We start from the raw sequence: 13073 nt of genomic DNA on the forward strand, positions 1-13073 counted from the left end.
GATCCATGCCTGAACCTCTATGGGCCGCGCTCCGGCATGGATCCCGGATCGGCGCCGCTGACGCGGCTTGTCCGGGATGACAGCGTGGAGACGTCCTCCAGAACCGCTCAGCCCAAACCCTTCAGCCGGTAGAGCGCTTCCAGCGCCTCGCGCGGGGTCATCTCGTCCGGGTCGATCCCGGCGAGCGCCTCGCGCAATCCGTCGGGCTCACCCTCGACGACGACCGGCGCGGCCCGGCGCTGCGGCACGGCGAAAAGCGGGAGATCGTCGACCAGCGAGGCGACCGGCTTCTCGCGCTCGGTCTTCTCGAGTTCGCCGAGGATGGCGCGGGCCCGCTCGACCACGGCCGGCGGCAGGCCGGCGAGCTTGGCGACCTGGATGCCGTAGGAGCGGTCGGCCGCGCCCGGCACGACCTCGTGCAGGAAGACGACCTCGCCCTTCCATTCGGTGACGCGGACGGTCGCGTTGGCGACGCGATCGAGCCGGTCTCCGAGCGCGGTGAGCTCGTGATAATGCGTCGCGAACAGGCTGCGGCAGCGGTTGATCTCGTGGAGATGCTCGATCGCCGCCCAAGCGATGGACAGACCGTCGAAGGTCGCGGTGCCGCGCCCGATCTCGTCGAGGATGACGAGCGCGCGCGGCCCGGCCTGGTTCAGGATCGCGGCGGTCTCGACCATCTCGACCATGAAGGTCGAGCGGCCGCGCGCCAGGTCGTCGGCGGCGCCGACACGCGAGAACAGTCGGTCGACGATGCCGATATGCGCCGCCGTCGCCGGCACGAAGGAGCCCATCTGGGCGAGCACCGCGATCAGGGCGTTCTGGCGCAGGAAGGTCGATTTACCGGCCATGTTCGGACCGGTGATCAGGCAGATGCGTCCGCCCTTGGCATCAGTGCCCGGTGGCGACAATTCGGTATCGTTGGCGACGAAGGGTTTGCCGTCGCGCTTCAGCGCCGCCTCGACCACGGGATGGCGGCCGCGCTCGATGGTGAAGGCTGCGCCATCATCGACCTGCGGGCGGCTCCAGCCCTCGCGGGTCGCGAGATCGGCCAGGGCCGCGGCGACATCGAGTTCCGCCAATGCCAGCGCGGCAGCCTTGATCGGCTCGGCCTGGGCCAGCACCGCCTCGCTGAGCGCGGCGAAGATCGCGAGTTCGAGCTTCAGCGCCCGGTCGGCGGCGGAAGCGATCTTGGCCTCGAGCTCGCCGAGTTCGACCGAGGAGAAGCGCATCGCGTCGGACATGGTCTGGCGATGCACGAAGGTCGCGCGCCAGGGATCGCGCAGGAATTCCTCGCCGGTCGCCTGGGGCACCTCGACGAAATAGCCGAGCATGGCGTTGTGCTTGATACGCAGCGTCCGGCAGTTGGTCTCGGCCGCGTAGCGCGCCTGCAACTGGGCAATGACCTTGCGCGAGTCGATCTGGAGCAGGCGCAATTCGTCGAGCGCCGGATCGAAGCCTTCGCGCACGAAGCGGCCGTCGCGGCGATTCAACGGCAATTCGTCGGCCAGCGTCGCGTTGAGGCGAAGCGGCAGATCGGGATCGCTCTCGCCCAGCGCCCGCATGGCACGCGCCAGCTCGACAGGCAGTTCACCGCGCCGGACGAGCAGGGCGGCAATCGCGCGGGCAGCATCCAACCCGGCGCCGAGCGCGGCGAGATCGCGCGGGCCACCACGGTCGAGCGAGAGCCGCGCCAGCGCGCGGGCAACGTCCGGGACCTTCTCCAGAGCGGAGCGCAGATCCTCGCGCAGGCCGGCGTCAGTGACCAGAAGCTCCACCGCATCGTGACGCGCGGCGATGGCGGCGGGATCGGTCAACGGCCCGGCGAGGCGCTCGGCCAGCAGGCGCGCCCCGCCCGGCGTCACCGTGCGATCGATGGTGGCGAGCAGGCTGCCCTGGCGCTCGCCTCCGAGCGTGCGCGTCAGTTCGAGATTGGCGCGGGTCGCCGCGTCGATCAGCATCGTCGCCGAGCCGGCATCGCGCACCGGGGCCGAAAGCGGCGGGCGGGCGCCGAGCTGGGTGCGCTCGACATAAGCCAATGCCGCACCGGCCGCAGCGATCTCGGCGCGCGTGAAGGCGCCGAAGGCATCGAGCGTCGCAACGCCGAAGAACTCCTTGAGGCGGCGCTCGGCGGAGGCCGCGTCGAGGCCATCACGGGCGAGCGGTGTCACGGGAATCGTGATCTCGCGCCAGAACTCCCTGAGCTCGGGATCGTCGTGAATGGCATCGGGGCAGACGATCTCGCGCGGCTCCAGGCGCGAGAACTCGATGGCGAGCCGCTCCTGCGGCGTCTCCATCACGGTGAAGCGGCCGGTCGAGATATCGATCGCCGCGAGGCCGTAGAGCGAGGCTGCCTCGCCGGTCTTGCGGCGCGCGACGGCGACGAGGAGGCTCGCGCGGCCGGGTTCGAGCAGCCGCTCCTCGGTGATCGTGCCGGGCGTGACGAGGCGCACGACGTCGCGCTTCACCACCGATTTGTTGCCGCGCTTCTTGGCCTCGGCCGGGTCCTCGGTCTGCTCGCAGACGGCGACGCGGTGGCCGGCGGCGATCAGGCGCTGGAGATAGTCGTCGGCACGCTCGACCGGCACGCCACACATCGGGATGTCGTCGCCCTGGTGCTTGCCGCGCTTGGTCAGGACGATGCCGAGCGTGCGCGAGGCGATCTCGGCGTCCCGGAAGAACAATTCGTAGAAATCGCCCATCCGGTAGAACAGCAGGCAATCCGGATTGGCGGCCTTGATCTCGACGTACTGCGCCATCATCGGCGTGACGCGCTCGGCCGCGGCGGCAGCCGGGGACGCGGGGCGGGCGGATTCGGGGGGAGAGCTCTGGCGCATTGCGCCGGCACGCTAGCAAAATGTCCGGCCAAGGCCATCCGTTAGGACGGCTTTCAACAATTCAAAGCACTGTTCGGCAGCCGAATCGGGCCAGGATCTCCACATTGCTGCTGATCAACCTCGCCGAAAGCCTGTTCTTCCTGCTGCTTGCGGGATTGCTGCTGACCGTCGCCACACCCCGGCTGGGCGACCGGGCCTGGTTGCGCCAAGTGATCGTCGGCATCCTGTTCGCCGCCGGCGCGCTCGTCAGCATGGGCAACCCGTTCGTGCTCCAGCCCGGGCTCGTCGTCGATTCCCGCAACAGTTTCGCGATCCTAGCCGGCCCGGTCGGTGGCCCGATCGCCTCCGTCCTGACAGCCGCGCCGCTGGTCGCGATGCGCTATCTCAGCGGCGGCGTCGGCATGGTCACCGGCGTCACCGGCATCGTCGCGCGTGCCGTCATCGGCATCGCCTATGCGCTGTGGCTGGCGCGGCGCCGGCGTCCGCTCGGCCTCGGCGATCTCGCGGCGCTCAGCGCCATCGACGCCATCGTCCTGATTGCTTCGGTGGGCTTCATCCCCGGCGCGGCCGGCGAGCGCTTCCTGCGCGAGGCGGTCCCGGTCATGATCCTGGTCGGAACGATCGGCATCTTCCTGACCGGCATCATCGTGATCAACGACAGCGAAAGGCGGGAGACGGCCTATCGGCTGCGTACCTTGATCGACCGGGCGCCGGGCACGCTCTACCAGCGCATCGTGCGGCCGGACGGCACGATGACCTACCAGTTCGCCTCCTTCGCCATCGACAAGCTGCTGGGGATCACCAAGCAAGAGGTCGAACGGGATCCCGGGGTCTGGCTCGACAAGCTCCTGCCAGAGGATCGCGCCCGCTTCGAGCAGATGCGGCGCGACCAGCAGGAAACCGAAACGCTCTGGCGCTTCGAGGGACGCTACCATGGCGCGGATGGCGACATCGTCTGGCTGCGCAGCGAATCGACCAAGCGGCGCCTGCGCGACGGAACGCTGGTCTGGGACGGAATCCTGCTCGACATCACCGCCGAGAAGACGCTGGAGACGCGCCGGAACGAAGTCGAGACGCTGCGCAAGACGACGCTCGACGCACTCGCTGGTGATCTCGAGCGGACTGTCGGCAAGGCGCTCGGCGATGTCAGCGCCTCGCTGCGCGGCATGCACGATGCCGCGGGCCAGATGGTCGAGAACGCCAACAAGACCACCCTGCGCGCCGAAAGCGTGACGCAGGAGGCCGACAGCGCCTCGCGCCGCGTCGGCAGCGTCGCCGTCGCGGCCGAGGAGATCGAGGCCTCGATCCGCGAGCTGACCCGCCAGACCAGCCATGCCGACGACACCGTCCGCGCCGCCGCATCTTACGTCCGCAGCACGCGCAGCGACGTCGCCGGGCTGACCGAGGCCGCCGACAAGGTCCGTGCCGTGCTCGACTTCATCGAGGAGATCGCGGCGCGCACCAACCTGCTCGCCCTCAACGCGACGATCGAGGCCGCGCGCGCCGGAACGGCCGGCCGCGGCTTCGCCGTGGTCGCCGGCGAGGTCAAGACTCTCGCCGAACAGACCCAGAAGGCGACCCGCGATATCGCCGAGACGCTGGCCGACATCCGTGGCGCCGCCGCGACCGCCTTCGAGGCCGTCGCCCATATCGAAGGCACGATGACGACGATCGAGCAGACCTCGGGCGCGATCGCCGACGTCGTCAGCCGCCAGGCCGGCATCGCCTCGACCATCGCCGCCGACGCGCAGGCCGTCGCACTGAGCGCCGATGCCGTCACCGTCAATGTCGGGGCCGTCGGCGCCGAAGCGCGGGTCACCGGCGATGCCGCGATCCAGGTCGCGGACGCCGCCCGCAAGGTCGACGAGCAGGCCGAGGCGCTCGACCGCTATGTCGCGGATTTCGTGCGCAGCGTGCGGACCGCCTCGCGGGCCTGAGCGCCCGCGACACCTCTCCGCGCCAACGAGAGTTCTGTGAAGCACTCGCCGCTTGTGATCTCAGGCGCCACCGACTTATGCTCGGTTCCCCTCGAGGAAACGCACAAGAAAAGACGCTTCGATGAACGACCGTCCGACGACCAAGCGCGCCCGCCCGACCTTCACCGACCAGGAGGCCCTGCTGTTCCACTCGCAGGGACGGCCCGGCAAGCTGGAGGTGGTGCCGACCAAGCCGATGGCGACGCAGCGCGATCTCTCGCTGGCCTATTCGCCCGGCGTCGCCGTGCCCGTCCTGGCGATCGCGGAAGACCCGTCGCGCGCCTATGACTACACGACGCGCTCGAACCTCGTCGCGGTGATCACCAACGGCACCGCCATCCTCGGCCTCGGCAATCTCGGCGCGCTCGCCTCGAAGCCGGTGATGGAGGGCAAGTCGGTCCTGTTCAAGCGCTTCGCCGATGTCGACTCGATCGACCTGGAAGTGGACACCGAGGACCCGGACAAATTCATCGAGGCCGTGCGCTATCTCGGCCCGTCCTTCGGCGGCATCAATCTCGAAGACATCAAGGCGCCGGAATGCTTCATCATCGAGCAGCGCCTGCGCGAATTGATGGACATCCCGGTCTTCCATGACGACCAGCACGGCACCGCGATCATCGCCGCCGCCGGCCTGATCAACGCGCTCGACATCACCGGACGCGATATCAAGGCGACCAGGCTCGTCATCAACGGCGCGGGTGCGGCGGCCATCGCCTGCATCGAACTGCTCAAGGCGATGGGCTTCAAGCCCGACAACGTCATCCTCTGCGACACCAAGGGCGTGATCTACCAGGGCCGCACCGAGGGCATGAACCAGTGGAAATCGGCCCATGCCGCGGTCACCGACCGGCGCACGCTGGCCCAGGCGCTCGACGGGGCCGATGCCTTCTTCGGCCTGTCGCAGAAGGGCGCGGTGACGCCGGAGATGGTCGCCTCGATGGCGCCGAACCCGATCATCTTCGCCATGGCCAATCCCGATCCGGAGATCACGCCGGAAGAGGTCCATGCCATCCGCGACGACGCGATCATGGCGACCGGCCGTTCGGACTATCCGAACCAGGTCAACAACGTGCTGGGCTTCCCCTTCATCTTCCGCGGCGCGCTCGACGTGCGCGCCACCACGATCAACATGGAGATGAAGATCGCAGCGGCGGAGTCGCTGGCGATGCTGGCGCGCGAGGACGTGCCTGACGAGGTCGCCGCCGCCTATCAGGGCTCTCGCCCGCGCTACGGCAAGGACTACATCATCCCGGTACCGTTCGATCCGCGCCTGATCCATGTCGTGCCGATGGCGGTCGCCAAGGCCGCGATGGATACCGGCGTCGCCGGCAAGCCGATCGTCGATACCGCCGCCTACAAGGCGCAGCTCTCGGCACGGCGCGACCCGATCGCCGGCACGCTGAACCGCATCTTCGAGCGCGTCCGGCGCTATCCCAAGCGCGTCGTCTTCGCCGAGGGCGAGGAGGAGCAGGTCATCCGCGCCGCCGCCTCCTTCGTGGCGCAGGGGCTCGGCCAGGCCATCCTGGTCGGCCGCGAGGACCGCATCACCGAAGCCGCGACCTTCCTCGGCGTCGATCTCGAAGCCAAGGGCATCTCGGTCCAGAATGCCCGGCTCTCCCACCGCAACAGCGCCTATGCGCAATATCTCTACGAGCGGCTGCAGCGGCAGGGCTATCTGTTCCGCGACTGCCAGCGCCTGATCAACCAGGACCGCAACCATTTCGCCGCGGCGATGGTGGCGCTGGGCGATGCCGATGCGATGGTGACCGGCGTGACCCGCAACTACTCGATCGCGCTGGAGGAAGTCCGCCGCGTCATCGACGAGAAGCCGGGCCATCGCGTGATCGGCGTCTCGATCGTGATCTCGCGGGACCGCACGGTCCTGGTGGCGGATACCGCGATCACCGAGATGCCGACGGCACGACAGCTTTCGGAAATCGCGATCGAGGCGGCCGGCGTCGGCCGCAGGCTCGGCTACGAGCCGCGCGTCGCGATGCTCGCCTTCTCGAGCTTCGGCCATCCGGCCGGCGAGCGCTCGGAGAAGGTGCGCGAGGCGGTGGCGCTGCTCGACGGCCAGCGCGTCGATTTCGAGTATGACGGCGAGATGGCCGCGGACGTCGCGCTCAATCGCGAGGTGATGAGCCAGTACCCGTTCTGCCGTCTCTCGGGGCCGGCGAACGTGCTGGTGATGCCGGCCTTCCACTCGGCCTCGATCTCGACCAAGCTGCTGCAGGAACTCGGCGGCGCGACCGTGATCGGCCCGCTGATCGTCGGCCTCGACAAGCCGATCCAGATCGTGCCGCTCGGCGCGAAGGATTCCGACATCGTCAACATGGCAGCGCTCGCCGCCTTCAACATCGGCGGCTGACGCCTATCATACTGCCTGAGCCGGGCGGATTGTCCGGCTCAGGATGCGTTCGTCTTGCGCGTCTCAGCCGCCTTCTTAGCTGAGGCCGAGCGCTCGGCCTTCGGGCGCGCGGCCGAGGCCTCGCCGCCGAGTTTGCCGCCGCGCCTTGCCGAGGCGTTCGTGTCCGGCTTGCCCCGGCCAGAGCCGGATTTGTTGCCGCCACCGCTGTCCTTGTTGACGGTTGCCCAGGCGCGCGCTTGCGCCTCCTCATGCGGAACACCGCGCTCCTCGTAGCTCTCCTCGATATGCCCGGCCTTGCGCTTCTGCTTGTCGGTATAGGCGGATTTGTCTCCACGCGGCATGGCGCACCTCCCTGCACGGATCCGATTGGGGAACGCGGGGTGCTTCCCCGCTGTTCCGGACGAGCCGCCCGGCCGATCCGTTCATGTGGAGTTCATTTTCGCCCGACCAGTTTTGCACCAGAGGAGACCGGAAAACCGGCCCTGGGGGACCATTCGCAACCGTGCTGACGCCCGACGAGACGACAGGCGCGAGATCGGCCGTGCCTGGAGATCGCCAGGTCGCGCTGCGATTCGCGCGTTTGACCCGTGATTTCTGGCGCGGCGAGACGGCGCGCTGCGCCTGGCTCTGGACGCTGCTGCTAGCAGCCGGCGTCATCCTCACCGTCTTCGCCAATGTCACCGTCAACCGCTGGAACGGCTGGTTCTTCGACGCGCTGGAGCGCAAGGACGGCCACAGCGCCCTCGTCGCCATGGCGGTGTTTCCGGTGATCGTGCTGGTGGTCGCCGGGCTCGGCGTCCTCATCCTGAAATCGCGCGAGACCTTCCAGGTGCATTGGCGGCGCTGGCTGACAGCCAAGCTGGTCGATGGCTGGGTCGGCGACCGGCGCTTCTTCCGGCTGAGCCTCTCCGGCAAGGAGCCGGCCAACCCCGAATACCGGATCGCGGACGATGTCCGCTGGGCGACCGAGCCGATCGTCGATTTCGCGATGGGCCTGCTCTCCTCCGTCATCACCATCGTGATGTTCATCGAGATCCTCTGGGAGATCGGCGGCAGCCTGAGCCTGAGCTGGGGCGAGAGCGAGATCACCATTCCCGCCTATCTCGTACTCGCTGCGATCCTCTATGCCGTCATCGTCACCCTGCTGGTGACGGCCGTGGGACGGCACCTCGCCGGCCTCATCGCCCAGCGCACGGAGAGCGAGGCGGGCCTGCGCTTCGCGCTGATGCGCATCCGCGACCATGGCGAGGCGATCGCGCTCGCCCGCACCGAGACCGGAGAGCGCCAGGCCGTGGCGCAGAGCCATGGCGTGCTGGTGCTGCGCTGGCTCTCCGTGATCAAGCAGCGGGCGCGCCTGACCTGGATCACCAATGGCAGCAGCGCGCTGGTGCCGATCGTGCCGCTCTTGCTGGCCGCTCCCAAATATCTCGCCGGCGAGATGACGCTGGGCGGCGTCGTGCAGGTCGCCGCCGCCTTCGTCGCCGTGCAGAACGCCTGCAACTGGCTGTTCGACAATTTCATGCGCATCGCCGAATGGCTGGCCGCCGCAAGGCGCGTCAACGAACTGGCCGATGCGCTGGAAGAGGTCGAGCAGGAGCCGCCGGCACAGGGTCTCGTCATCGAGGATGGCCCGCTTGACAGTCTGCGGCTGGAAGCGGTGACGCTGCATGACGGCGCCGGGCATGCGCTCGCGGCCGATATCGGCTTCGTACTGCCGGCCGGAGCGGTGCTTCATGTCGCCGGCGATGCCGGCTTCGCCAAGAACGCGCTGATGCAGGCCATCGCGGGGCTCTGGCAGCAGGGCGAAGGCCGGATCGTGCTGCCGCACGGCGCCCGCGTCGCGACCGTGCCGCAGCATCTGCAATTGCCGGGGATCGGCCTGCGGCATCTCCTGCAGGGCGACCGGCCGCGTCCCGCGCCGGAAATTGCCGCGACCTTGCGCCGCTACGGGCTCTCGACCCTGACCGCGCGGCTCGACGGCGAGGAGGACTGGAACAGGAGCCTGACCCGGGCCGAGCGGCAGCGGCTCGCGCTTGCCCGGACCGAGCTGGCCGACCCCGCGATCGTCCTTCTCGACGAAGCGACGAGCGCGCTGGAAAGCGATGCGGCGCTGGAGATCCTGACCGAGCTGCGCGCCGCCCTGCCGCGCGCCATCATCATCGCCTTCGGGCAGAGCCCGGGCCTGGCGGAAAGCGCCAGCCACCGGATCATGCTGCGCCGGATCAGAGGCGTGGCCGAAATCGTCGAGCGCGAGGGCTTCACGGAGCCCCGCATCGCCGCGACCAGCGAAGCCCGCTGAGCGGCCTCGCCATCGGAAAACAAACTTCAGAGAGGAGAAACACCGTGAAGATGAATATCTGGGATGCGTTCTGGGGCCTCGAGATCGAGCAGTGCCCCTGCGACGTGCATTTCGTCGAATGGCTCGAGCAGGAGAAGCTCAGCGGCAAGCGCATCTATCATTTCGGCACCGGCGGGCATCACTATGTCGGGCTGCGCTGCGCCGAGCCGCATCTCGACAACACGGTGCTGGGCATCACCGCCTCGCCGCAGGAATACGAGTCCTTCATCAAGCTCGCGACCGACAACCCGAACGTCACCAAGACCTACAGCGCCTATTTCGGCGACATCTACACCAGCAATGCCCGCCTGCTGCCACGCTTCGACGTCGTGACGCTGTTCCATAGCGGCGAGTTCCGCGGCGAGGCCAACGATGCCTATGGCGCGCTGACCGACCGCGAGGTGATGGATCTCTTCACGCAGCAGACCGACAAGGGCGGCTATATCCTGTTCTACCGAGGCTCCTACGCCTATGACGTGGCGGAGCGGCTGATCCCGGACTGGATGAAGGCGATGCCGGTCGAGGAGGTCGAGGGCTTCAAGACGCTGCGCATCTTCCGCAAGACGGCCTGAGCCACTCCAGCCGCGCCCGAACCCGGGTTCCCTCATGCGGCCTATTCGCCGCAGCGGCTTGTGCATTGCCGCCGAGGCGTTATCTGTCGGGCGGAGTTCATCCGAGCTCTGCCCGCCACCGCGCCGCCGCGTTTCCGCAGCGGTGCGCAACCCTGAGAGCCCATGTCGTTCGGCCCGCATGAGCCAGGTTTGCCCCTGCGCAAGCGCAGCCGCTGGTGGTGGCTCGGCCCGCTGGCCAGCATCGTCATCTTCAGCGCCTCGCTGGTCGTGCTCTGGCACATCATCAGCGGAATGGAGCCCGGACAGCTCGCCGGCGCCTTCGAGAAGGCCAGCCTGCGCCAGCTCGGCCTCGCCGTCGCCTTCACCGCGCTGAGCTACCTGCTGCTCACCGGCTACGACGCGCTGGCATTACGGCGGCTCGGCCTCTTGATCCCCTATCGAACGACGGCGCTCGGCTCCTTCACCAGCTATTCGGTCTCGTTCACGCTGGGCTTCCCGATTGTGACCGGCGGCACGGTACGTTACTGGATCTATTCGCCGAAGGGCGTCAGGGCGTCCGAGGTCGCGAGCCTGACCGTGATCGCCGGCATCACCTTCTGGCTCGGGCTCGGCGCCATTCTCTGCGCCAGCCTGATCTACGCCTCCGATCAGGTCGCGATGCTGGCACGGACCTCCCCGCTCGTCGTCCAGATCGTCGGCGGGCTCGTGGGCCTCGGCATCCTCGGCTATCTCGCCTGGATCGCAACCGACGAGCGCACGATCCGCGTGCGCGGCTGGAACCTGCATCTGCCCGGCCTCGGCACGACGCTTGGCCAGATGGCGCTCGGCGCCTGCGAGGTCTGCGCCGCTGCCGCCGTGCTCTTCGTGCTGCTGCCCGGCGGCTACGGCCTGGAATACCCGACCTTCCTCGCCGCCTATATCTTCGCCTGCCTGATCGGTATCGCCAGCCATGCGCCCGGCGGGCTCGGCGTGTTCGAGGCGACGATGCTGGTCGCGCTCAACCGCTTTCCCTATGAGCAGGTGCTGGGTGCGCTGCTGATCTTCCGCGTGGTCTACTACGTCCTGCCCTTCATCCTGGCGCTGGTCCTGCTGGCGCTGAACGAGATGATCCGCCGCATCCGCCGCCACGAGACTTAGGCGGTTACCAGCCTGGTCCTGGCCAGCCCCTTTGTCATTCCGGGGCTTCGCGCAGCGAAGAACCCGGAACCCACGACCGGGCGCACCGTCTTGAAAACGGATATCTGGCGTCTCGCCCAGTCGTGGGTTCCGGGTTCGCGCCTGCGGCGCGCCCCGGAATGACAAAGGGTGCTGTTCATGGCAATTGCGAGCGAGCGTCAGATCGGAGCCCGACCCTATTTCATCGCGACGATGATGAGCATGAAGGCCAGCATCAGCAGGAGCAGACGGAAGCTCCAGTTGAGCTTGCCCAGCTGTTCGGCGGTGGTTTCCGGCCAGTCTTCCTCGGGCTCATGGATGGCCTCAGGCGCCGGCGCAGCCTCGACCGCCACCGGAAGCGGGCGAGGCCGCCATTCGATGGTCTCGATGAAGCCGCGCGCGGGCTGGGGCGAGCGGCCATCGGCATCGAGGCCGAGATACCAGTCGAGCGGCTGGCCATTCGGGCGCCCGCGATCCTCCTCGCGGATCCAGAGGCTCGTCGTGGCGCTGAGCGAAAGCTCCAGTGCCAGCCCGGAGAGCAGGTCGGCCTTGAGCGCCTCGAACACGGCCGGCGCCAGGAAAGCCTCGGCGAAAGGCAGCGGCCCGTCGTCCCCATCACGATAACCGAGCATCAGCAGCAGGCGCGGCTGCTCGCCGGCCTGCGACAGCGGGCGCAGGGTCAGGCCGATCGGGCCGGCCTCGCCCTCGAAACCCGCGCGCCGCAAGCCGCCATCGACGACCACCGCCTCGGCGAGGAAGCGTCGGCTTTCCTCCAGCCGGCCATCGCGCCTCTCGAAGCCGCCGACGAAGCGCAGCCCCGAGGCCGACAGCCGGAAGCGCCGCGCCGCATCCTGCACATAACGGGTCGACGACCCCTCGATCGCCATCCGCCCGTCGCTGACGGATACGCTGCGCGCCACGCGTGATTCGTCCATATCGCCGTCCTGTTTCGCGGTGACGATAGCAGCTTGGGCCAGCTGCGTCAGGCGGCGGCTCCTGACAGGATCACGCTGATGCCCCAGGATGAGGGCCTCCCCGACCCATCACGGAGGCGCAAGACGATGGCAGACGAACTCGTGCTCTACACAAACCCGATGTCGCGCGGGCGCATCGCGCGCTGGATGATGGAAGAGATCGGCCAACCCTACCGGGCCGAGATCGTCGGCTTCGGCGAGCCGATGAAAGGCGCCGCCTACAAGGCGATCAATCCGATGGGCAAGGTGCCGGCGCTGGTTCATGGCGACACCGTCGTCACCGAATGCGCCGCGATCTGCGCCTATATGGCCGATGCGTTCCCCCAGGCTGGGCTCGCACCGGAGCCGGGTAGCCGTTTGCGCGGCCCGTATTATCGCTGGATGTTCTTCGCCGCCGGCCCGGTCGAGGCCGCCGTCAGCCACAAGGCCTTCGGCCTGGAAGTGCCGCCGGACCGGGCGCGCTCCATCGGCTACGGCACCTATGCCGATGCGATGAACACGCTCGAATACGCGGTGACCCGCAGCGACTACCTGACCGGAGACCGTTTCAGCGCGGCGGATGTCTATGTCGGCTCGCAGGTCCTGTGGGGGATGCAGTTCGGCACGATCGAGAAGCGGCCGGCCTTCGAGGCCTATGGCGCCCGCATCTCCGCACGGCCGGCGGCACGCCGCGCCGCCGAAATCGACGATGCTCTGATGGCCGCGATGCAGAAGCCGAGCTAGGCGCGCCTCCTAAATGCCGGGAAGCGCGCCCCGCGCATGGCCCATGGCCAGCTGGACCGGTTGCCGCGTGCAACCGGCAAGGCTAATCCTGCAGGCAGAATCTTGCCCGCCGCTGCCGGATGACCGCAGCCGC

9 protein-coding genes are annotated in these 13073 nt (G+C 68.3%); 6 read left to right on the plus strand and 3 right to left on the minus strand.

What is annotated here, in order from left to right:
• Positions 1-107 precede the first annotated feature (107 nt).
• A complete protein-coding gene (mutS, locus tag AC6RIC_RS26575) occupies positions 108-2834 on the minus strand; it encodes a DNA mismatch repair protein MutS (RefSeq protein WP_499734616.1) in 2727 nt (908 codons plus the stop codon).
• Between the two features lie 104 nt (positions 2835-2938).
• Between mutS and AC6RIC_RS26580 the strand changes: the two genes are divergently transcribed.
• Together AC6RIC_RS26580 and AC6RIC_RS26585 are read left to right on the plus strand one after the other, a co-directional pair.
• A complete protein-coding gene (locus AC6RIC_RS26580; protein WP_454658843.1) occupies positions 2939-4771 on the plus strand; it encodes a methyl-accepting chemotaxis protein in 1833 nt (610 codons plus the stop codon).
• Between the two features lie 121 nt (positions 4772-4892).
• On the plus strand, positions 4893-7178 hold the full coding sequence (locus tag AC6RIC_RS26585) for an NADP-dependent malic enzyme (protein WP_454658844.1): 2286 nt from the start codon (positions 4893-4895) through the stop codon (positions 7176-7178).
• Positions 7179-7216: 38 nt separating this feature from the next.
• On the opposite strand, the gene AC6RIC_RS26590 is transcribed toward AC6RIC_RS26585, so the two are convergent.
• Positions 7217-7519 carry a plasmid stabilization protein gene (locus AC6RIC_RS26590; RefSeq protein WP_499734617.1) on the minus strand — a complete coding sequence of 101 codons (303 nt, stop codon included), beginning with the start codon at positions 7517-7519 and terminating at the stop codon, positions 7217-7219.
• Positions 7520-7719: 200 nt separating this feature from the next.
• On the opposite strand from AC6RIC_RS26590, the gene AC6RIC_RS26595 reads away from it, so the two are divergent.
• The 3 genes from AC6RIC_RS26595 (at position 7720) to AC6RIC_RS26605 (ending at position 11225) form a co-directional block, all read left to right on the plus strand.
• On the plus strand, positions 7720-9477 hold the full coding sequence (locus AC6RIC_RS26595; protein ID WP_499734618.1) for an ABC transporter ATP-binding protein/permease: 1758 nt from the start codon (positions 7720-7722) through the stop codon (positions 9475-9477).
• A 44-nt stretch (positions 9478-9521) separates the two neighbouring features.
• Complete coding sequence (locus AC6RIC_RS26600; RefSeq protein WP_454658846.1) at positions 9522-10088, plus strand: hypothetical protein; 567 nt, start codon at positions 9522-9524, stop codon at positions 10086-10088.
• A gap of 162 nt (positions 10089-10250) precedes the next feature.
• Positions 10251-11225, plus strand: a complete 975-nt coding sequence (locus AC6RIC_RS26605) for a lysylphosphatidylglycerol synthase domain-containing protein (protein WP_499734619.1) — start codon at positions 10251-10253, stop codon at positions 11223-11225.
• Between the two features lie 215 nt (positions 11226-11440).
• Here the strand turns inward: AC6RIC_RS26605 and AC6RIC_RS26610 are convergent, their stop codons facing one another.
• Complete coding sequence (locus tag AC6RIC_RS26610) at positions 11441-12178, minus strand: hypothetical protein (RefSeq protein ID WP_499734620.1); 738 nt, start codon at positions 12176-12178, stop codon at positions 11441-11443.
• Between the two features lie 126 nt (positions 12179-12304).
• Between AC6RIC_RS26610 and AC6RIC_RS26615 the strand changes: the two genes are divergently transcribed.
• The gene (locus AC6RIC_RS26615; protein ID WP_499734621.1) at positions 12305-12940 is read left to right on the plus strand and encodes a glutathione S-transferase family protein; all 636 of its coding nucleotides are present in this window, start codon (positions 12305-12307) and stop codon (positions 12938-12940) included.
• Positions 12941-13073 lie beyond the last annotated feature (133 nt).

Source organism: Allobosea sp. TBD101, assembly GCF_059817965.1.